Annotated in this window: 20 protein-coding genes; 15 read left to right on the top strand and 5 right to left on the bottom strand. The window is 52.8% G+C overall.

Features of this window, described 5'->3' with window-relative positions; genetic code table 11:
* Positions 1-43 precede the first annotated feature (43 nt).
* Positions 44-214 (bottom strand): DUF5325 family protein, encoded by a 171-nt coding sequence (locus tag LG52_RS20215; RefSeq protein ID WP_197071926.1) that lies wholly within the window; start codon positions 212-214, stop codon positions 44-46.
* Between the two features lie 118 nt (positions 215-332).
* On the opposite strand from LG52_RS20215, the gene typA reads away from it, so the two are divergent.
* From typA to LG52_RS10305, 3 genes are all read left to right on the top strand, one after another.
* Positions 333-2,186 carry a translational GTPase TypA gene (gene typA, locus LG52_RS10315; RefSeq protein WP_044731848.1) on the top strand — a complete coding sequence of 618 codons (1,854 nt, stop codon included), beginning with the start codon at positions 333-335 and terminating at the stop codon, positions 2,184-2,186.
* Between the two features lie 90 nt (positions 2,187-2,276).
* A complete protein-coding gene (locus LG52_RS10310) occupies positions 2,277-2,585 on the top strand; it encodes a YlaH-like family protein (RefSeq protein ID WP_014195349.1) in 309 nt (102 codons plus the stop codon).
* Positions 2,582-2,863: a hypothetical protein gene (locus LG52_RS10305; protein WP_044731847.1), complete on the top strand. Its 282-nt coding sequence runs from the start codon at positions 2,582-2,584 to the stop codon at positions 2,861-2,863. Before LG52_RS10310 ends, LG52_RS10305 begins: the two co-directional genes overlap by 4 nt.
* A 57-nt stretch (positions 2,864-2,920) precedes the next feature.
* Here LG52_RS10305 and LG52_RS10300 read toward each other — a convergent pair whose 3' ends face one another.
* Complete coding sequence (locus LG52_RS10300) at positions 2,921-3,121, bottom strand: YlaI family protein (RefSeq protein WP_044731846.1); 201 nt, start codon at positions 3,119-3,121, stop codon at positions 2,921-2,923.
* A 161-nt stretch (positions 3,122-3,282) separates the two neighbouring features.
* On the bottom strand, positions 3,283-3,882 hold the full coding sequence (locus LG52_RS10295) for a YhcN/YlaJ family sporulation lipoprotein (protein WP_044731845.1): 600 nt from the start codon (positions 3,880-3,882) through the stop codon (positions 3,283-3,285).
* A gap of 133 nt (positions 3,883-4,015) precedes the next feature.
* On the opposite strand from LG52_RS10295, the gene LG52_RS10290 reads away from it, so the two are divergent.
* Positions 4,016-5,347: a PhoH family protein gene (locus tag LG52_RS10290; RefSeq protein ID WP_044731844.1), complete on the top strand. Its 1,332-nt coding sequence runs from the start codon at positions 4,016-4,018 to the stop codon at positions 5,345-5,347.
* Between the two features lie 186 nt (positions 5,348-5,533).
* On the opposite strand, the gene LG52_RS10285 is transcribed toward LG52_RS10290, so the two are convergent.
* On the bottom strand, positions 5,534-6,040 hold the full coding sequence (locus tag LG52_RS10285; RefSeq protein WP_044731843.1) for a hypothetical protein: 507 nt from the start codon (positions 6,038-6,040) through the stop codon (positions 5,534-5,536).
* A 162-nt stretch (positions 6,041-6,202) separates the two neighbouring features.
* Here LG52_RS10285 and LG52_RS10280 point away from each other — a divergent pair, with 162 nt between their 5' ends.
* The 3 genes from LG52_RS10280 (at position 6,203) to pyc (ending at position 11,331) form a co-directional block, all read left to right on the top strand.
* Positions 6,203-6,490, top strand: a complete 288-nt coding sequence (locus tag LG52_RS10280; protein ID WP_013145884.1) for a YlaN family protein — start codon at positions 6,203-6,205, stop codon at positions 6,488-6,490.
* Positions 6,491-6,612: 122 nt separating this feature from the next.
* Complete coding sequence (gene ftsW, locus LG52_RS10275; protein ID WP_044731842.1) at positions 6,613-7,824, top strand: putative lipid II flippase FtsW; 1,212 nt, start codon at positions 6,613-6,615, stop codon at positions 7,822-7,824.
* 63 nt (positions 7,825-7,887) lie between these two features.
* Positions 7,888-11,331 (top strand): pyruvate carboxylase, encoded by a 3,444-nt coding sequence (gene pyc / locus LG52_RS10270; protein WP_044731841.1) that lies wholly within the window; start codon positions 7,888-7,890, stop codon positions 11,329-11,331.
* Between the two features lie 73 nt (positions 11,332-11,404).
* Here the strand turns inward: pyc and LG52_RS10265 are convergent, their stop codons facing one another.
* Positions 11,405-12,358: a COX15/CtaA family protein gene (locus tag LG52_RS10265; protein ID WP_156135635.1), complete on the bottom strand. Its 954-nt coding sequence runs from the start codon at positions 12,356-12,358 to the stop codon at positions 11,405-11,407.
* 382 nt (positions 12,359-12,740) lie between these two features.
* Between LG52_RS10265 and cyoE the strand changes: the two genes are divergently transcribed.
* From cyoE to LG52_RS10225, 8 genes are all read left to right on the top strand, one after another.
* Positions 12,741-13,670, top strand: a complete 930-nt coding sequence (cyoE, locus tag LG52_RS10260; RefSeq protein ID WP_044731840.1) for a heme o synthase — start codon at positions 12,741-12,743, stop codon at positions 13,668-13,670.
* 77 nt (positions 13,671-13,747) lie between these two features.
* Positions 13,748-14,818: a cytochrome c oxidase subunit II gene (gene coxB / locus LG52_RS10255; protein WP_044731839.1), complete on the top strand. Its 1,071-nt coding sequence runs from the start codon at positions 13,748-13,750 to the stop codon at positions 14,816-14,818.
* A 22-nt stretch (positions 14,819-14,840) separates the two neighbouring features.
* On the top strand, positions 14,841-16,712 hold the full coding sequence (gene ctaD, locus LG52_RS10250; RefSeq protein ID WP_044731838.1) for a cytochrome c oxidase subunit I: 1,872 nt from the start codon (positions 14,841-14,843) through the stop codon (positions 16,710-16,712).
* Positions 16,712-17,332, top strand: a complete 621-nt coding sequence (gene ctaE / locus LG52_RS10245) for a cytochrome c oxidase subunit III (RefSeq protein ID WP_011230584.1) — start codon at positions 16,712-16,714, stop codon at positions 17,330-17,332. Before ctaD ends, ctaE begins: the two co-directional genes overlap by 1 nt.
* 4 nt (positions 17,333-17,336) lie before the next feature.
* Entirely contained in the window at positions 17,337-17,669 is a 333-nt protein-coding gene (ctaF, locus tag LG52_RS10240; RefSeq protein WP_044731837.1) for a cytochrome c oxidase subunit IVB, read from the top strand.
* A gap of 105 nt (positions 17,670-17,774) precedes the next feature.
* Positions 17,775-18,677 (top strand): cytochrome c oxidase assembly factor CtaG, encoded by a 903-nt coding sequence (gene ctaG / locus LG52_RS10235; protein ID WP_044731836.1) that lies wholly within the window; start codon positions 17,775-17,777, stop codon positions 18,675-18,677.
* Positions 18,678-18,726: 49 nt separating this feature from the next.
* Positions 18,727-19,182, top strand: a complete 456-nt coding sequence (locus tag LG52_RS10230) for a DUF420 domain-containing protein (RefSeq protein ID WP_042380100.1) — start codon at positions 18,727-18,729, stop codon at positions 19,180-19,182.
* Between the two features lie 96 nt (positions 19,183-19,278).
* On the top strand, positions 19,279-19,584 hold the full coding sequence (locus LG52_RS10225) for an Asp23/Gls24 family envelope stress response protein (protein ID WP_044731835.1): 306 nt from the start codon (positions 19,279-19,281) through the stop codon (positions 19,582-19,584).
* Positions 19,585-19,996: the final 412 nt, after the last annotated feature.

Here is a 19,996-nt window from a genome sequence, read left to right as displayed (position 1 = left end):
CGAAATCGCGAAAACGGGACAAGCATCCAGCTTGTCCCGTTTTTCAGCGCGTCCGTTTTTTATGGGCGAACCCAGCGCCCATGGTGGCGATAAAGATGAGCGTGGAAGCGGCGATGCCGATCAAGCTTTGCTCGGCGATGAAGACGCCGATCGCCATGATGGCGGCGACGGCAAGAATGGCGAGCAACAGCGGTACAGGCTCGATCCGTTTCATTGGGTTGACTCCTTTCTAGCAAAGTGGGCGTCTTTTTCTAGTGTACCGGAAAACATGCCGATTTTCTATCGGTTGTGATATAATAGACAAGCAGTTTGCCGAACAGGAGTGACCGACATTGACGAACAAACGAATCGATCTTCGCAATATCGCGATCATCGCTCACGTCGACCATGGGAAAACGACGCTCGTTGACCAGTTGCTTCGGCAGTCAGGGACGTTCCGCGAAAACGAACAAGTCGCGGAGCGGGCGCTTGACCGCAACGATTTGGAGCGGGAGCGCGGCATTACGATTTTGGCGAAAAATACGGCTGTCTTGTATAAAGGAACGCGCATCAACATTTTGGATACGCCGGGACACGCTGATTTCGGTGGGGAAGTCGAGAGGATCATGCGCCTTGTCGACGGCGTCTTGCTTGTCGTCGACGCGTATGAAGGCTGCATGCCGCAGACGCGGTTTGTGCTGAAAAAGGCGCTTGAGCAGCAGCTTGTGCCGATCGTCGTCGTCAACAAAATCGACCGCGAATTTGCTCGGCCGGCGGAAGTCGTTGATGAGGTGCTCGACCTGTTTATCGAACTTGGTGCTTCTGAGGAGCAGCTCGAGTTTCCAGTCGTGTACACATCGGCGCTGCGCGGGACGGCAAGCCTCGATCCGGATCGCCAGGACGGTGACATGACCGCCTTGTTTGAGACGATCATCGAGCATATTCCGGCGCCGGTGGACAACCGCAACGAACCGTTGCAGTTTCAAGTGGCGCTGCTCGACTATAATGAATATGTCGGGCGCATCGGCATCGGCCGCATTTTCCGCGGCGCGATGAAAACAGGCCAGCAAGTCGCTCTCTTAAAGCGCGACGGTGCCGTCAAGATGTTTCGTGTCACGAAGCTGTTTGGTTTTATTGGGTTGAAGCGGATTGAGATTGAAGAAGCGCACGCTGGCGACATCGTCGCGGTCGCCGGGATGGAGGACATCAATGTCGGTGAAACGGTTTGCCCGCCCGATCATCAAGAGCCGCTGCCGCCTCTTCGCATTGATGAGCCGACGTTGAAAATGACGTTTCTCGTCAACAACAGTCCGTTTGCGGGGCGCGAAGGCAAATACGTGACAGCGAGAAAGCTGGAGGAGCGGCTTCGCACCCAGCTGGAGACGGATGTCAGTCTGCGCGTTGAGCCGACCGAGTCGCCGGATGCGTGGATTGTCTCCGGCCGCGGGGAGCTTCATTTGGCGATTTTGATTGAAAGCATGCGCCGCGAAGGATACGAACTGCAAGTATCGAAGCCGGAAGTCATTCTAAAAGAGATTGACGGTGTCACGTGCGAGCCGATCGAGCGGGTCGTCATTGACATCCCGGAGGAATATACGGGAGCGACCATGGAGTCGCTCGGCAGCCGCAAGGGCGAGCTCGTCGATATGGTGCACGGCGACAACGGGCAAGTGCGTCTCGTCTTCCTTGTGCCGTCGCGTGGCTTGATCGGCTATCGGAGTGAATTTATGTCGTTGACGCGCGGATATGGAATTTTAAACCATTCGTTTGACCGTTATGCCCCCGTGCAGCCTGGCGCAATCGGCGGCCGCCGCCAAGGGGTGCTCGTCTCGATGGAAACCGGAAAGGCGACGGCTTACGGCATCATGCAACTTGAGGACCGCGGCACAATTTTTGTTGAGCCGGGCACTGAAGTGTACGAAGGGATGATCGTCGGCGAGCATAACCGCGAAAACGACCTGGTTGTCAACATTTGCCGGGAAAAGCATGTCACCAACATGCGCTCGTCGACGAAAGAACAGACGGTGACGATGAAAAAGCCGCGCCTGTTGACGCTTGAAGAAGCGCTCGAGTATTTGAATGACGATGAATATTGTGAAGTGACGCCAGCGTCGATCCGGCTGCGCAAAAAAATCTTGAATAAAAGCGAGCGTGAAAAGGCAGAGAAGAAAGAGAAGAAAAAGAAAGCGGTTGAGCAGGCGAAATAGCCGGAAGCGCCATGTGCGCGTCTTTGGTTTGCGAACAATCGAAAACGCCTTGGAGAAGGGCGCTATTAGGATGAACGGGAGGGGAATGGTGTGAATGTGCTCGAACGGCTCACGTTTTTCGCCTCGCTTTATAAGGTGCACGATAATCCCGAGCGCGGTATGTGGCTATTGTATGTGACAGTGTTGCTGCTTGCCGCGCTTGTGTATCGGCTCGGCTTTGCCCGCCGCCTGCCGCTGTTGAAAAACGTCATCATTTACGTCTTGCTGGCGCTTGGCTGCACGGTTTTGACGTTTTTCGCCGTCTTTTTGCCGGTGGCAGAAGGATTGGCCGTCGCCGCCCTCGTATTAATCATTTATAAAGTGCGCTTGAAGCAGGCCAAAGAGGGAGAAAAGTCATGAAATCCGTCCAGGATGCCCTTTATAACTGGCTGACGATCCACATCGTCGCCAAAGCTCGTCCACACGATGCGGCGGCGCGCGATACGGCCTCGTTTTTTCGCGCCATCTTGAAAAACGACTTTGGTGTGACGGCTGTAGACGCCGTCAAAGATGAAACGAATGGGCAATACATCGTCGAATATGTGCGCGGGGGTGAAACAAAGGCGGCGTGTTTCCCGCTTGAGCTGGCTGAGGCGATGTGGCGGCAGATCGAAGCCGAACCGGAAAAGTATGGATGATGACAACCAAAAAGGCGCGGAAAAGCGATCGCTCTTCCGCACCGTTTTTTTGCGGGGTCACCAATCATCGTCTGCGCGGCGGCCGCGATAGAAGCGGAACTTTCCTGTTGCCAGCCGCAGTTTCGTTTTTTCCGTGATGCGGTCATGGCAGTCGCGGCACATGTACGTGTGGATCGGACGGTTGCGCAGCCGCTTGGCGAGCGGCGATTCATCGTCGATCGTATCGATTTGGTCGCAAAGCACGCATTTGACTCTCATTGTTCACCTCAATACATCCAAACGCGAAATGGTAGGGTGTTCTTTCGTTCCCATTATACCACATTTCCCGCCATCGTTTGTTGATTCAAATGCATTTCACTCCCGTTGCCCTCGGAAATGAGCCGCCCTTTCTGTTCCATTATAACCTACACAGAAACCGTTTATCGATTTAAATGTTCATTCGATTGCTTGTTTTGCTGTTTGTTCAGCTGCCGCTCCTCCCGTTTGTTCAGCTGTCCGTTGTTTTCTTCGGTCGGCTTCGGCGTCGTTTCAAACAAATCGCTTGGCACTTCCGGCATCACTCGTCCGACGATGTCGGCGATTTCGTTCATGAACGCTTGCACCGGCCGCCCTTCATCGATGTGCCGGCCGATGTTGCGCACGCGGGTGTAAAGATCTGGGTCGGCGACAATAATGGCGTTCGCACCGTACGGATCTTTTTGCAATGCTTCGGCGACGGAATATTTGATGGTGCCGACGCGCGAGGCGTCCATATTGGCGCCGACGTCAATGCCGACGATGGCATATTTGCCGACGACGATCGCGGCGGCATTGTGAACGTTTGGAACACGGTCGGCGATTTCTGCAAGCCGGCGTGCGATCTCTTGCCCGGATTTGTTTTCGACGCGTTCATCGACCGTATTTTTGACGCGCACGAGTGAACGATTGGGATCGTTCGCTTCATGATCGTTTCCAAACGTGCAGCCGCTGAAAATCAAAAAGGGAAGGAAAAAAGCGGCGAGCCAGCAGTTTCTCTTCATAATGGGCCACCTCGACTTTTTTTCTTTAGTTTGCAAATGTCCTTCTATCTTTATACATGTTTTCATATGTTGTATTACAGCCATTCCCATCCAACGGAAAAACGTGAAAAACTTACATGGGGGGAAGCGGAATTTGGGAAAAAAAATTTACGTGCTCGATACGAACGTGCTGTTGCAAGATCCGTATTCAATTTTCGCGTTTGAGGATAATGAGGTCGTCATTCCAGCGGTCGTGCTTGAGGAAGTGGATTCGAAAAAGCGGTATATGGATGAAATTGGTAGGAATGCCCGCCAAGTGTCAAAGCTCATCGACCGTCTGCGCGAAAACGGCAAGCTGCATGAAAAAATTCCGCTTGAAAACGGAGGGGCGCTGCGCATTGAGTTGAACCATCGTTCGTTTCATCAACTGCAAGAAATTTTTGTCGAAAAGACGAACGACAATCGCATTTTGGCGGTGGCGAAAAATTTATCGCTTGAAGAGCAGGCGAAGGAAGATGGACGCTCCGTCATTTTGGTGAGCAAAGATGCGCTCGTGCGCGTCAAAGCGGATGCCATCGGGCTGCAGGCAGAAGATTTTTTAAGCGACCGCGTCGTTGATGTCGACCATATTTACAGCGGATTTTTGGAGCTGTACATAGGAAAGGAACACCTGCAGCGATTTTACGACAAAGGGGAGCTCGTGCTCGCCGATATCGCCGACCACCCGTTTTATCCGAACCAGTTCATCATTATGAAAGACGCGTTTGGCAGCTCGACGTCAGCGATTGGCATTGTCGACCAAAACGGCAAAAAAGTGAAAAAGCTCATCTTCCATCACGAACATATATGGGGCATTCGCCCGCGCAACGTGCAGCAAACGATGGCGTTTGAGCTTCTCATGCGCGACGACATTCCGCTTGTGACGCTAATCGGCAAAGCCGGAACGGGCAAGACGCTGCTTGCCCTTGCCGCCGGGTTGATGCAAACGGAAGATTTGCGCACATACAAAAAATTGCTCGTCGCTCGGCCGATTGTGCCGATGGGGAAAGATCTCGGCTTTCTGCCGGGGGAAAAGGAAGAAAAGCTGCGCCCGTGGATGCAGCCGATTTTTGACAACTTGGAATACTTGTTCAACACGAAAAAACCGGGGGAGCTCGATGCGATTTTAGCCGGCATGAGCTCGATTGAAGTGGAGGCGCTCACGTACATCCGCGGCCGGAGCCTGCCAGAGCAGTTTATCATCATTGATGAGGCGCAAAATTTAACGAAGCATGAAGTGAAGACGATTTTGACGCGCGTCGGGGAGAAAAGCAAAATCATTTTAATGGGCGATCCGGAACAGATCGACCATCCGTATTTGGATGAATATAACAACGGGTTGACGTACGTCGTCGAAAAGTTTAAAGACCAAAAAATCGCCGGTCATATCCGGCTCGTCAAAGGGGAGCGTTCGGCGCTCGCCCAGCTCGCCGCTGATTTGCTGTAGCTAGGCGTTCCTCAGAGCATCCGCCGTTAAAGAACGGGTGTCAGGCGCGCGGCTCGACGCCGCGAACGTTTCGAAAGGCGCCCGCCGCTTGGGGCGCTGTGGAAAACATCTGGATTCAAAGCGCTTGAGGCGGTTGAAAGCGTAAAAAGCTCAAACACCGGGCCGCCCCCACGAGGGGGCGCCCGGTCATCGGACGACGAGCCGACGCACATGAGTAAGCGGCGCCTCGCGGTTGGAGCCGTCGCCAAAATAAATGTGCACTGGACCGTCGTCGCGCAACGGTTTTCCGTTTTTGGAAAAAGCGAAAATCAGGTCGTACGCCTTTTCCAGAGGGATCACTGTTTCTCCATGTTCTGTCTCAATGACAAGTTCAGACGCGTCTTCATGCGGCTCAGCGTTTCGCAAAAACGGGGCAAACGGCATGCCGAACGAGCCGGTGATGATTTTCTGCTTCAAAAAGCGCCGCTCTGTTTTCAACGTCGGCGGGAAGACGGCCCCCTCTTGAATTTCCCGGTCCCAAAATGCCGACAGTTTTTTGATTTCCTCGTCCTCTTGCTCCTCTTCCGTCGGCTGTGGAGCCGGCTCCGAAAAATACGCATCCATGTCCACTTTCCGGTCGTCGAAAATCCAGACGCCGGGGTCAAGCGTGATCGTAAACTTCACCTTTCCTGTCAGCACAATAATATCGTTCATGAAACACCTCTCCTCTGTATGTTCCCACCGTTTTTAGTATAATAATAACGAAAGAGCTTGTCATGTTCCAGGCCGGGTTGCTGTCAACGGTTTCAACTTGCAAAATGGCTTGTTTCACGTTAAGATGTAAAGAAGGATAGGGGAGAGAACGGAGGGATCGATGTGACGGACGAATCGATGAGCTATCGGGAGAAGGCGTACGCGCTTTTACAAGCGGATGCAGAGAAAATCATCCAACTCATCCGGGTGCAAATGGACCATTTGACGATGCCGCAATGTCCGGTGTATGAAGAAGTGCTTGACACGCAAATGTTCGGGTTGTCACGGGAAATTGATTTTGCGGTGCGCCTCGGGCTTGTGGAGGCGAAAGACGGAAAGGCGCTCCTTGACCGGCTTGAGCGCGAACTTTCCGCGTTGCACGAGGCCGTGGCCAAAAAGCGCGTGCGATAAGAATATAAGGCAACTCAAACGATTGGCACACCATCGTTTGAGTTTTTCTGTTTTTCGGCAGGAAAACAGCTCGCCGCTGCGAATGATTTTAAGTACATACATGTTCACAGGGAAGAGGAACGATGGAGCGACAATTATGGAAAAAAGTATTGAAGTGCTATGATTATCCGCTGATCGCCGCGGTCATCATGCTGTCGTTGTTCGGATTGATTATGGTGTACAGCTCGAGCATGGTCACCGCTGTCATCCGCTTTGAAGTGCCAAGCGACTATTTTTACGAGCGGCAAAAACTGTGGCTGATTGCCGGATTCATCGCGTTCGCCATCATGATGGCGATTCCGTATAAAGTGTGGCGGGCGGAGCGATGGGTGAAGCTCGTCTTTTTTGCTTCTCCATTGATGCTTATCGCCGTCGCTTTTCTCGGCCATACGGCCAACAACGCAACAAGCTGGTTTCGCGTCGGGTCGCTCTCCATGCAGCCGGCGGAGCTCGCGAAGCTCGGCCTGATTTTATACTTGGCCGCAGCGTTTGCCAACAAGCGGAAGCGGCTGGCCGAGCCGGCGAAAAGCAATTTGTTCCCCATTTATTATACATTGGTGATTTGTTTCCTGATTGCCATACAGCCTGACTTCGGAACGGCGGCGATCGTGTTTGCCATCGCGATGTGCATCATTGTTTCGTCTGGTTTGCGCCTCGTGTTGCTTCTAAAACAGCTGCTTTTTTTTGCACTGATTGGGACGGTGCTGTCGCCGTTTTGGCTCCCGGTTGCCGGCAAAAAAATTTTTTCTCCTGAACGGATGTCGCGTCTTTACAGCTTTTTGGATCCATTTCAATACGCAAACGGCGATGGCTACCAGCTCGTTAATTCGTATTTGGCGATCGGGCTTGGCGGGCTGAAAGGAGTGGGGCTTGGCAAAGGCATTCAAAAATACGGCTACCTGCCGGAGTCGCACACCGATTTTATTATGGCGGTCATCGCCGAAGAGCTCGGCTTATTTGGTGTAGCATTTACGCTTGGATTATTGGCGTTTATCGTGCTGCGCGGGCTTTGGATCGCCCGCCGCTCCCACGATGCGTTTGGGAGCCTGCTTGCGATCGGCATCTCCGTCATGATCGGCTTCCAAACGTTCATTAACGTTGGTGGAGTCGTTGGCCTTATTCCGATTACAGGGGTGCCGCTGCCGCTCGTCAGCTATGGGGGAACGTCGCTTGTCCTGACAATGGCTTCGCTCGGTCTGCTTGTGAACATTTCCATGTTCGCAAAGTACGAACAACGGTATAAAAAAGCTGAAAAAACGATGGTCAGCAAACAGAAAAGAGGTCTGACTTTTTAGAAAGTGTATTTACAAATCGGCAAAACTTTTATACTTTTATTAAATAAAAGGAGGAGGGACAGAATGAGGACAAGACGAATTCGCAAAGTGCTGGCAGCCAACCGCGGAGAGATCGCCATTCGCGTTTTCCGCGCCTGCACGGAGCTTGATATCCGCACGGTGGCGATTTATTCGAAGGAAGACGCCGGATCGTACCACCGCTACAAAGCGGATGAGGCGTATTTAGTCGGAGAAGGGAAAAAGCCGATCGAAGCCTACTTGGACATTGAAGGCATCATTGAGATCGCCAAAGCCCACGATGTCGATGCCATCCATCCGGGATATGGGTTTTTGTCGGAAAACATTCAATTTGCCAAACGGTGCCGCGAAGAGGGGATTATTTTCATCGGCCCGAACGAAGATCATTTGGATATGTTCGGCGATAAAGTGAAAGCGCGCCATGCGGCCATGAAGGCGGGCATTCCCGTCATCCCGGGCAGCGACGGACCGGTCGGCGGCCTTGAAGACGTCGTCCGCTTTGCTGAGACGCACGGATACCCGATCATCATCAAGGCGGCGCTTGGCGGCGGCGGCCGCGGCATGCGCATCGTCCGCTCGAAGTCGGAAGTGAAGGAAGCGTTTGAGCGTGCCAAGTCGGAAGCGAAAGCGGCGTTTGGCAGCGACGACGTCTATGTCGAAAAGCTGATCGAAAAGCCGAAGCATATTGAAGTGCAAATTTTGGGCGACCACGAAGGAAACATCGTTCACCTTTACGAACGCGACTGCTCGGTGCAGCGCCGCCATCAAAAAGTCGTGGAAGTCGCGCCAAGCGTCTCGCTGTCGGACGAGCTGCGCGAGCGCATTTGCGAAGCGGCGGTTCGACTCATGAAAAGCGTCAACTATGTCAATGCCGGCACGGTTGAGTTTCTCGTTTCCGGCGATGAGTTTTATTTCATCGAAGTCAATCCGCGCATCCAAGTCGAGCATACGATCACCGAAATGATCACCGGGATTGACATCGTTCAGTCGCAAATTTTAATCGCCGACGGTTTTTCGCTCCACAGCCCGGAGGTCGGCATTCCAAAGCAGGAAGACATCCGCATCAACGGCTACGCCATTCAGTCGCGGGTGACGACGGAAGATCCTCTCAACAACTTTATGCCGGATACGGGAAAAATTATGGCGTACCGCTCAGGCGGCGGCTTCGGCGTGCGCTTGGACGCCGGCAATGGCTTCCAAGGGGCGGTCATTACGCCGTATTACGATTCGCTGCTCGTGAAAGTGTCGACATGGGCGTTGACGTTTGAGCAGGCGGCAAGAAAAATGCTGCGCAACTTGCGCGAGTTCCGCATCCGCGGCATTAAAACGAACATTCCATTTTTGGAAAACGTCGTGCAGCATCCGAAATTTTTGTCGGGGGAATACGATACGTCATTCATCGATACGACGCCGGAATTGTTTGTATTCCCGCGCCGAAAAGACCGCGGGACGAAAATGCTGACGTACATCGGCACCGTGACGGTCAACGGCTTCCCTGGCATCGGCAAAAAGAAAAAGCCGGTGTTTGACAAACCGCGCGTGCCGAAGGTGAGCCAAACGGAACCGATCCCAGCGGGAACGAAGCAAATTTTGGATGAACGCGGACCGGAAGGGCTTGTCCGTTGGATTCAGGAACAGCCGCGCGTGCTCTTGACCGATACGACGTTCCGCGACGCCCATCAGTCGCTGTTGGCAACAAGGGTGCGCACGATCGATCTGTTGCGCATCGCTGAGCCGACGGCGCGACTGCTTCCGAATTTGTTCTCGCTTGAAATGTGGGGCGGGGCGACGTTTGACGTGGCGTATCGCTTTTTAAGGGAGGATCCGTGGGACCGCCTCTTGAAGCTGCGCGAGCGCATCCCGAACGTATTGTTCCAGATGCTGCTCCGTTCTGCCAACGCCGTGGGATATAAAAACTATCCGGACAACGTTATCCGCGAGTTCGTTGAAAAATCGGCGCAAGCGGGGATTGATGTCTTCCGCATTTTCGACAGCCTCAACTGGGTGAAAGGGATGACGGTGGCGATCGACGCCGTCCGCCAGAGCGGGAAAATCGCCGAGGCGGCCATTTGCTATACGGGCGATATTTTGGACCCGAACCGGCCGAAATACAATTTGGATTATTACAAAGCGTTGGCGAAAGAACTCGAGCAATCCGGAGCGCACATTTTAGGCATTAAGGATATGGCCGGCCTGTTGAAGCCGCAGGCGGCGTACGTGCTTATCTCGGCGCTCAAGGAGACGGTCAGCATCCCGATCCATTTGCATACGCACGATACGAGCGGCAACGGCATTTACACGTACGCCAAAGCGATCGAAGCCGGCGTCGATATCGTCGATGTCGCCGTCAGCTCGATGGCTGGTTTGACGTCGCAGCCGAGCGCCAATACGCTTTACTATGCCCTGGAAGGAACAGAGCGGGCGCCGGAGGTCGACATTTACGGTTTGGAGCAGCTGGCGCGCTATTGGGAAGACGTGCGCAAATTTTATCAGGAGTTTGAAAGCGGCATGAACGCGCCGCATACGGAAGTATATATGCATGAGATGCCGGGCGGCCAGTACAGCAACTTGCAGCAGCAGGCGAAAGCAGTCGGCCTTGGCGATCGGTGGGACGAAGTGAAGGAAATGTACCGCCGCGTCAACGACTTGTTCGGGGACATCGTCAAAGTGACGCCGTCGTCGAAAGTCGTCGGCGACATGGCGCTGTATATGGTGCAAAACAACTTGACGGAGCAAGACATTTTTGAGCGCGGCGAAACGCTCAATTTCCCGGATTCCGTCGTCGAGTTTTTCGAAGGCTATTTAGGCCAGCCGCACGGCGGATTCCCGAAAGAGCTGCAGCGCATTATTTTGAAAGGGCGCGAGCCGATCACCGTTCGTCCAGGCGAACTGCTCGAGCCGGTCGATTTCGAGCAAATCAAGCGGGAGCTGTACGACAAGCTCGGCCGCGAAGTGACCGACTTTGACGCCATCGCCTATGCGCTTTATCCGAAAGTGTTTTTGGAATATGCCGAAACGGTCGAAAAATACGGCGACATTTCGGTGCTCGATACACCGACGTTCCTGTATGGCATGCGCCTCGGCGAGGAGATCGAAGTGGAGATTGAGCGCGGAAAAACGCTCATCGTCAAGCTTGTGTCGATCGGCCAGCCTCAGGCGGACGGCACACGCGTTGTCTACTTCGAGCTGAACGGCCAGCCGCGCGAAGTCATCATCCGCGATGAAAGCATCAAAGCGGCCGTCGCTGAGCGCATCAAGGCGGACCGGACAAACCCGAACCACATTGCCGCGACGATGCCGGGCACGGTCGTGAAAGTGCTTGTGGAGAAAGGGGAAAAAGTCGATAAAGGCGACCATTTGATGGTGACGGAAGCGATGAAGATGGAAACGACGGTGCAGGCGCCGTTTGCCGGCATTGTCAAAGACATTTACGTCAAAAGCGGCGATGCCATTCAGGCGGGCGATTTGCTGATCGAGCTGTCGAAATGAACCGATCTATATCGCACGAAAAAGGGGTGCCCCTGTTTATGGGCATCCCTTTTGATTGGCGGACGAACGACCGTCATTTCAACGTGGCCGGCGCTGCCTCGCGAGCTGAATGGTCCGTGGTTTTGATCGGCTCGCGGCGGGTGCGGAGCGCCAACAGAAACAAGTAGCTGAGCACGCCGAACAAACAAGAGATAAAGAACGCATGCGCCAAAGCGATATACAAGTTCAGCTGTGTAAACACGACAAGTGCTCCGGTCGTCATTTGTGCGAGGACGAGAAAAAGAGCGATGAGCCACCCGTAGTAGATGATCGGCTGCCTGCGGTAATGGCGAACGGCGTGTATGGCGGCGGCGGCGATCCAGATGATGATGACGGCAGCAGCCAGTCGGTGCCCCATCTGCACCCACTCGTGAAACTGAACCGGAAGGACGCGCGTTTTGGCGCACAAAGGCCAGTTTGGACAGGCGAGGCTGGCGTTCGTATGGCGCACGAGCGCTCCGGTGTAGACGACAATGTATGAATAAATGAGGACGCCATAAATATGAAACTGCATTTTGCCGTCAAGCGAAAGCGATGCGGCGGAAAACGTTTTGTCGTTTTCAAAAATCAATAGCGTCAGCAACAGCACAGCGGCAAACGAAATGAGCGAAATGCCAAAATGCAAAGCGAGGACAAAATCCGACTGCCCCCACACGACCGCGGCGGCGCCGATCAGCCCTTGCAGGACAAGAAAGACGAACGATATGACGGCCAAAAACTTCGTCTCCCGCACATGGCCAATGGCTCGCCATGCCCAGATGGAAAGGATGAGCACCATGATGCCGGCAAGGCCGGAAACGAGTCGATGGCTCAGCTCAATGACAAGTTCGGGTGTGATGTGATCCGGAACCCACTGGCCGTCGCACAGCGGCCAGGATCGGCCGCATCCCATGCCGGAGCCGGTTTTGGTCACGAGCGCTCCGCCAATTAAAACAAACAACATGGCCAACGTTGTCGCCGAGGCAAACCATTTTAATGAACGCAGCAAAATCTTCACCTTCTTGTATTGAAAAATTGTGATTTTGTCCATATTAGTAAAATGATGGATTTTTTCATGCGGCCAATCGCGCTGTCGAGCCAAGTCTATTTTACACGATGGCGCTGGGAAACACAAAATGACGTTTGCATATTGAATAAGTCGATTAAGTTTGCTAGAAATATTAATGGGACAAGCGAATGAGCCATTTGGAGTGTGCGGATTCAAAAATTTGACACAAATTATTCAAAAAAAGTTCACATGATAAGAAAAAAATGTGATTTAATATAAAGAGAAAACAGCGCGTTTTTGGCATTTGGCGTTGGAAAGAATTTCAGGCAACATCACGGCGCCTTCCGGGCAAGGAGCGGCGCAGCGAGGAGGAACAGGAGACATGGCCGAATTGAAAGCGGTGCACCAGGATGCGGCCGATGCCGGTCATCGCTCGCATGTGGGCGTCAAGGCGGTTTGGAGAGAGCTGTCGTCTGTTGTCAAAATCGGGATCGTCAATTCCAATTTGATTACAACGTTCGCCGGAATGTGGTTGGCGTTTTATTTTGCTGGCGAGCATTTTTTGGAAAACTTGCACATCGTCTTTTTTGCGTTGTTTGGAGCAGCGCTTGTCATCGCGGGTTCATGCGCCATCAACAACTACATTGACCGCGATATTGACCAATATATGGAGCGGACGAAAGCCCGCCCGACCGTCACCGGGACGATGGATCCGCGGCGGGTGCTTTGGCTCGGGATTGGTCTTGTCGCGATCGGCGAGATGAGCCTGCTTATGACAACGGTTACGGCTGCGGTCGTTGGATTGATCGGTGTGGTGACATACGTCTTTTTATACACCCTTTGGACGAAGCGCCACTATACGCTCAACACCGTCGTCGGCAGCATTTCCGGCGCGGTGCCGCCGGTAATCGGCTGGACGGCGGTCGATCCGGATTTCCATATTGTTCCGCTCATCCTGTTTTTAATCATGTTTTTATGGCAGCCGCCGCACTTTTTGGCGTTGGCCATGAGGCGGTGTGAAGAATATCGAGCCGCCGGCATTCCGATGCTGCCGGTCGTCCATGGGTTTGCCATGACGAAGCGGCAAATCATCGTTTGGGTGGCGTGTTTGCTGCCATTGCCGTTTTATTTGTTTTCGCTCGGCGTGCCGTTTTTAATCGTCGCCACGCTGCTTAATGTCGGCTGGCTGCTGTTGGGATTGGCGGGATTGAAAATGAAAGATGACATCAAATGGGCGAAGTGGATGTTCGTCTATTCGCTTAACTATTTGACGATTTTGTTCGTGGCGATGGTCATCGCGACGATTTGGTGAACAGGTTAAAATTCTTTCTTTGTGAAAGAATTGACATACACATTTATCCATCAAAGAAAGAGGGGTTGGATTAGGCTATGAACAAGGGGCTCTGTAACTGGCGCTTATTTTCCCTTTTTGGGATGATGGCGCTGTTGCTCGCCGGCTGCGGCAAGCCGTTTTTATCGACGCTCCAGCCCGCCGGTGAAGTAGCGGACATGCAGTATTCGCTCATGTTGTTGAGCACGACGATCATGGTTTTGGTCATTGTCGTCGTGGCGATTATTTTCGTTTACGTTGTCGTCCGCTTCCGGCGGCGCAAGGGAGAAGAGAATAAAATCCCGAAGCAAGTGGAAGGAAACCATAAGCTGGAAATTATTTGGACTGTCATTCCGATCATTCTCTTGCTCATTTTGGCGGTGCCGACGGTATTGATCACGTTTAAACTGGCCGATGTCAAGGCGATGAACGACCAAAAACGCGATAAGGACACGGTTGTCGTCAATGTTCGCGCCAACCAATACTGGTGGGAGTTTGAATATCCGGATTATGGCATTATCACGAGCCAAGACTTAGTCGTGCCGACGAATGAAAAAGTGTATTTCAACTTGATTGCGTCGGATGTCAAACATTCGTTCTGGATTCCGCCTGTTGGCGGCAAAATGGATACGAACACGGACAACAAAAACCAATTTTGGCTTGTTTTTGATCAAAAAGCGACCGATAAAGCCGGCGGCGTCTTTTACGGCAAGTGTGCGGAGCTTTGCGGTCCGTCCCATGCGCTGATGGACTTTAAGGTTCGGCCGTTGCCGCGCGATGAATTTGATGCTTGGGTGAAAAAGATGCAAAACGCGAAAAAACCGGTTGTCACCGACCCGGTCGCCAAAGAAGGCGAGGCGATTTTCAACAAAAGCTGTATTGGCTGCCATGCGGTGACGCCTGTGGACAAGCGTCCGGTGCAAGCGCGCACGGCGCCGAACTTGGCGAACTTTGGCGATCGCGAACGAATCGCTGGTATTTTGGAGCATAACGAAGAAAATCTGAAAAAATGGCTGAGAGACCCGAACAGTGTGAAGCCTGGAAATAAAATGGCGGGTACATATGGCCACTTGACGGAAGAGCAAATTGATGCATTGACGAAATACTTGATGAGCTTAAAAGTTGAATAAAGCATGCGAAGGAGGTTTCACCGTGAGTACGATCGCTCGCAAAAAGGGTGTCGGCGCCGTTTTATGGGATTACTTGACAACGGTCGACCATAAAAAAATCGCCCATCTATACTTGATTTCCGGCGGGTTTTTCTTCCTGCTCGGCGGTCTTGAGGCGTTGTTCATCCGCATTCAGCTCGCGAAACCGAACAACGATTTTCTTGTCGGCGGCCTGTATAACGAAGTGTTGACGATGCACGGAACGACGATGATTTTCTTGGCTGCCATGCCGCTTATTTTCGCCTTTATGAACGCAGTCGTGCCGCTTCAGATCGGCGCGCGCGACGTCGCGTTCCCGTTCTTGAATGCTCTTGGGTTCTGGATGTTTTTCTTTGGCGGTTTGTTTTTGAACTGTTCATGGTTTTTGGGCGGCGCACCGGACGCCGGGTGGACGTCGTATGCATCGCTGTCGCTTGACTCAAAAGCGCATCACGGCATTGACTTTTACACGCTCGGATTGCAAATTTCCGGCTTCGGAACGATCATGGGAGCCATTAACTTTCTTGTGACGATCATCAATATGCGCGCCCCGGGCATGACGTTTATGCGCATGCCGATGTTCACGTGGGCGACGTTTGTGACTTCGGCGCTTATCTTGTTTGCGTTTCCGCCGTTGACCGTTGGATTGATTTTCATGATGATGGACCGGCTGTTTGGCGGCAATTTCTACAATCCAGCTGCCGGCGGCAATACGATCATCTGGGAGCACTTGTTTTGGGTGTTCGGCCATCCGGAAGTATACATCCTTGTCTTGCCGGCGTTCGGCATTTTCTCGGAAATTTTCGCGACGTTCTCGCGCAAACGCCTATTCGGTTATTCGTCAATGGTGTTTGCGACGGTGCTTATCGCTTTCTTAGGGTTCATGGTATGGGCGCACCATATGTTCACGGTCGGGATGGGGCCGATTGCGAACGCCATCTTTGCTGTCGCGACGATGACGATCGCGGTTCCGACAGGAGTCAAAATTTTCAACTGGCTGTTTACGATGTGGGGCGGAAGCATCAAGTTTACGACGCCGATGCATTATGCGGTCGCCTTCATCCCGTCGTTCGTCATGGGCGGGGTGACCGGGGTTATGTTGGCGTCGGCGGCGGCAGACTATCAATACCATGACAGCTATTTCGTCGTTGCGCACTTCCATTACGTCATTGTCGGCGGGGTTGTGTTCGCTTTGCTTGCCGGCACGCATTATTGGTGGCCGAAAATGTTTGGCCGCATGTTGAATGAAACGCTCGGCAAAATTACGTTCTGGCTGTTCTTTATCGGCTTCCATTTGACGTTCTTTATTCAGCACTTCCTCGGTTTGACGGGGATGCCGCGCCGCGTGTTCACGTACTTGCCGAACCAAGGATGGGAGACAGGGAATTTCGTCAGCACGGTCGGTGCGTTCTTTATGGCCATCGCAACGGTCATTTTGCTCATTAACATTGTGATTACGACGGTAAAAGGGGAAAAAGTGCCGGGCGATGCGTGGGGCGACGGCCGCACGCTCGAATGGGCGATCGCTTCGCCGCCGCCGGTGTACAACTTTGCGCAAACACCGCTTGTCCGCGGCTTGGACGCCTTCTGGCTCGAAAAAATGGAAGGCAAAAAAGAATTGACGCCGGCGGAGCCGCTTGGCGACATCCATATGCCGAATTCGTCGTTCCTGCCGTTTGTCATCGCGTTCGGCCTGTTTGTCGCCGCCTTCGGCTTTACGTATCATAACGACGCCGGATGGGGCTTGCCGGTCGGCATTCTTGGCCTGCTCATTACGCTCGGTTCAATGCTCTTGCGCTCCGTGATCGATGATCACGGCTTCCACATCCATAAAGAAGAAGTGCTTGAACTTGAGAAGAAGGGGGCGAACGCCTGATGCATGCAGAGGAAAAATTGACGGCCGAGACGTTTCCGGCCGCGCCGGAACGCGCCACCCTTGAAGGGAAAAATAAATTTCTCGGCTTCTGGCTGTTTTTAGGCGGAGAGACGGTGCTGTTCGCCTCTCTCTTCGCCACCTATTTGGCGTTGAAAGATAAAACGAACGGCGGCCCTTCTGCTGAAGAGCTGTTCCAAATGCCGGTTGTGTTCATGGCGACGATGCTTCTGTTGACGAGCAGCTTGACGAGCGTGTATGCCATTTATCATATGAAAAACTTTGATTTTAAAAAGATGCAGCTTTGGTTTGGTATTACCGTTTTGCTTGGCGCCGGCTTTCTGGGCCTTGAAATTTACGAGTTCAACGAATATGTGCATGAAGGCCATAAGTTTACGACGAGCGCCTTCGCTTCAGCTTTCTACACGCTCGTTGGCACGCACGGAAGCCACGTTGCGTTTGGGTTGCTTTGGATTTTAACGCTCATGATCCGCAACGCCAAACGCGGGTTGAACTTGTACAACGCCCCGAAATTTTACGTTGCGAGCCTGTATTGGCACTTTATCGACGTCGTCTGGGTGTTCATTTTTACCGTCGTATATTTAATGGGAATGGTGGGGTGAACGTATGGCGAACCAAACGAATTCCGGAAATGAACGCGTCGACTTGGCGTATCGCCGGCGGAAAAACGCGGAAGAGATGCGCCATCAAATGATTGCATTCGTCTTGATGATTTTGCTGACGCTCATCGCTTTCGCCGCCGTTGGTTACGAAGAGTTTTCCCATTGGTTTGTCGTTCCGTTTATTTTGCTTTTGGCCGCCGTACAGGTCGCATTCCAGCTTTATTATTTCATGCATATGAGCCATAAAGGCCACGAATTTCCGGCGATGTTTATTTACGGTGGCGTGGCGGTCATGCTTCTTCTTGTTTGGGCATTTATGACAGTCGTTTGGTGGTAAGTGAAAGGGGGAATCGGTTTTGCGCCGGTTTCCCCTTTTTTGCAATAGCCGTGGCGCTGCGGCGTGTAGTATAATGGGAAAGGGACAAATCAGGAGGGGATTCGTATGTTTCAATCGTTGCAAATGTTTGGCCCCGTTGCCCTTTGGAGTCCGTTTTTTTTGCTTGTGTTAGCGGCGGTTGCGTTGCTGTACATTGGGATGACCGGGCCATGGCGGCAGCGTTTCGGCCTCGGTGATGCGGTTTCGGGGACGCAGAAGGCGTATTTTTTGACAGGGATCGCGCTTCTTTATATATGCAAAGGGTCTCCGTTAGATTTGATGGGTCATTTGACGTTCACCGCCCATATGGTGCAAATGGCGGTGCTGTATTTGATCGTGCCGCAATGTTTTATTTTAGGCATTCCGGCGCCGCTTTATGAGCGCGCGTTCCGCATCACAGCGGTGCGACGCGTGTTTCGGCTGTTGACAAAGCCAATTGTGGCGCTGCTGCTGTTTAACGGCTTGTTTTCGCTTTATCACGTTCCATTCATTTTTGACGCTGTGAAAATGAATATGTGGCTGCACGCGTTCGTTACCTCGGTCATTTTCGTTGCCGCGTTTTGCATGTGGTGGCCGCTTGTCAACAAGCTGCCCGATTGGCAGACGTTGTCCGGTTTAAAAAAAATGGGTTACATTTTCGCTGACGGCATGCTGTTGACCCCGGCTTGCGCGCTCATTATTTTTACCGATACGCCGCTTTACGCCACATACACCGACCCGAAGGCATGGATGGCCGCGCTGGCGCTATGCGTTCCTCAAGGGACGCTGGCTTCGCTTGATTTGACTGGGCCGCAAATGTTTTTGTCAATGTCGCCGCTCCATGACCAGCAGCTCGGCGGCGTGTTGATGAAAATCATCCAGGAAATCGTGTACGGGACGATGCTGTTCTTCATCTTCAGCGAATGGTATCGGAAGGAGCGGGAGAAAGAACCAAGCATGGATATGGAGCCGCGGCCGACCAAACTGTAAAGCGCGGTTGGCCGCCAAACGATGAACAAGGAAGAAAGGGAGAGAAGCGATGGCCGTTTTACCGACAATCAGCACGAGCTGCATCGTGATCAGCGCCTTGCTCGTTGCCTACGGCTGGTATTTGATCAGCCGCAGGCGGATCGAAGCGCATAAAAAGGTGATGCTGACGGCAGCGGTGTTTGCTTTGCTGTTTTTCACCATTTACATGTCGCGGACGTTGTTTATCGGCAATACGAGCTTTGGCGGGCCGGAGAACGTCAAAGTGTATTATACGCTGTTTCTCATTTTCCATATTATTTTAGCGACGGTTGGCGCCGTATTTGGCCTTGTCACAATTTGGACGGGATTAAAAGACAAGCGGGCCCGCCATCGTCGGCTCGGGCCGATCACCAGCATCATTTGGTTTGGCAGCGCCTCAACCGGGGTGGTCGTCTACTGGCTGCTTTATGTCCTCTATCCAGGGGGCCAAACGACGTCGCTCATCAAGGCGGTGCTCGGTTTTTAACCGACGGTCAAGGAGCAAGGGCAGCGGCGGTTGCATAGCATAGAATACAACACGCCTGTATAGACGCGATTTTGTGCAGCGGGGGGAGAGAAGGCGGTGAACACGTTTCGCTATCGGAAACGGAGCGCCGTAGAGGCGACGCTATTGACCATTGTCATGATGTGTGTGCGCGGCCAGACGGACGTCGCCCTTGACGATTGTGAGGTGTTCATCACCGTTGCTCAAGGCGAGCGGTGCCGCGTCACGGTCAAGATGTCCATTCGATATGGGGCGCCGGTGATGGAAGTTTGCCGCCATCTGCAACAGCATATTGCCGAGGAGATCGCCGCGATGACGCCATATGTCGCCGAGGCGGTCGACATTGTTGTCAAACGGCTTGTCATGCCGGAAAAAAACGCATGAGAACCGCGCTCTCATGCGTTTTTTTTGAAAAGAGGTTCATCACCACAACATGTACTTGACAAGTGATACGCTTTCTTGAACAAGAATGTGCAAAAATCATTGATTTGCTGATTCTTCCTCACAAGCGTCAGTAGAGCGTGTTATAAAAAATCAAGCACAACTTTTGGTGAAGAGCCTGAAAAGAAAAGATAAGAAATACATTTCGGGTCTAGGGAGCTGTCTAGCTTCAAGCGAAATCGGTGTGATGCGCTCCGCCCCTTCTTTCGGCGGCGACACACGGAGTTCGCTTCTTTAGAAATATCCCACGCAAGCCCAAGCTTTGCTTGGGCTGAGCCTCCTCAATGGGGCTTGTGCGCTCTTCGCAGAGCCAAGGATGGCGACCATTTCGCCGTTGCCCGCAGGATGCGGGCTG

It is taken from the genome of Geobacillus kaustophilus (assembly GCF_000948285.1).
Lineage (GTDB): Bacteria > Bacillota > Bacilli > Bacillales > Anoxybacillaceae > Geobacillus > Geobacillus thermoleovorans_A.
The sequence above is the reverse complement of the archived record's forward strand: the minus strand, read 5'-3'. Positions and strand labels throughout refer to the sequence as shown.

What these genes read in the sequence shown, in the direction of transcription:
- LG52_RS20215 (WP_197071926.1), bottom strand. Translation starts at nt 214, where the DNA reads ATGAAACGGATCGAGCCTGTACCGCTGTTGCTCGCCATTCTTGCCGTC.
- LG52_RS10305 (WP_044731847.1), top strand. Translation starts at nt 2,582, where the DNA reads ATGAAATCCGTCCAGGATGCCCTTTATAACTGGCTGACGATCCACATC.
- LG52_RS10300 (WP_044731846.1), bottom strand. Translation starts at nt 3,121, where the DNA reads ATGAGAGTCAAATGCGTGCTTTGCGACCAAATCGATACGATCGACGAT.
- LG52_RS10295 (WP_044731845.1), bottom strand. Translation starts at nt 3,882, where the DNA reads ATGAAGAGAAACTGCTGGCTCGCCGCTTTTTTCCTTCCCTTTTTGATT.
- LG52_RS10285 (WP_044731843.1), bottom strand. Translation starts at nt 6,040, where the DNA reads ATGAACGATATTATTGTGCTGACAGGAAAGGTGAAGTTTACGATCACG.
- ftsW (WP_044731842.1), top strand. Translation starts at nt 6,613, where the DNA reads ATGGAGCGACAATTATGGAAAAAAGTATTGAAGTGCTATGATTATCCG.
- pyc (WP_044731841.1), top strand. Translation starts at nt 7,888, where the DNA reads ATGAGGACAAGACGAATTCGCAAAGTGCTGGCAGCCAACCGCGGAGAG.
- cyoE (WP_044731840.1), top strand. Translation starts at nt 12,741, where the DNA reads ATGGCCGAATTGAAAGCGGTGCACCAGGATGCGGCCGATGCCGGTCAT.
- coxB (WP_044731839.1), top strand. Translation starts at nt 13,748, where the DNA reads ATGAACAAGGGGCTCTGTAACTGGCGCTTATTTTCCCTTTTTGGGATG.
- ctaE (WP_011230584.1), top strand. Translation starts at nt 16,712, where the DNA reads ATGCATGCAGAGGAAAAATTGACGGCCGAGACGTTTCCGGCCGCGCCG.
- ctaF (WP_044731837.1), top strand. Translation starts at nt 17,337, where the DNA reads ATGGCGAACCAAACGAATTCCGGAAATGAACGCGTCGACTTGGCGTAT.
- ctaG (WP_044731836.1), top strand. Translation starts at nt 17,775, where the DNA reads ATGTTTCAATCGTTGCAAATGTTTGGCCCCGTTGCCCTTTGGAGTCCG.
- LG52_RS10230 (WP_042380100.1), top strand. Translation starts at nt 18,727, where the DNA reads ATGGCCGTTTTACCGACAATCAGCACGAGCTGCATCGTGATCAGCGCC.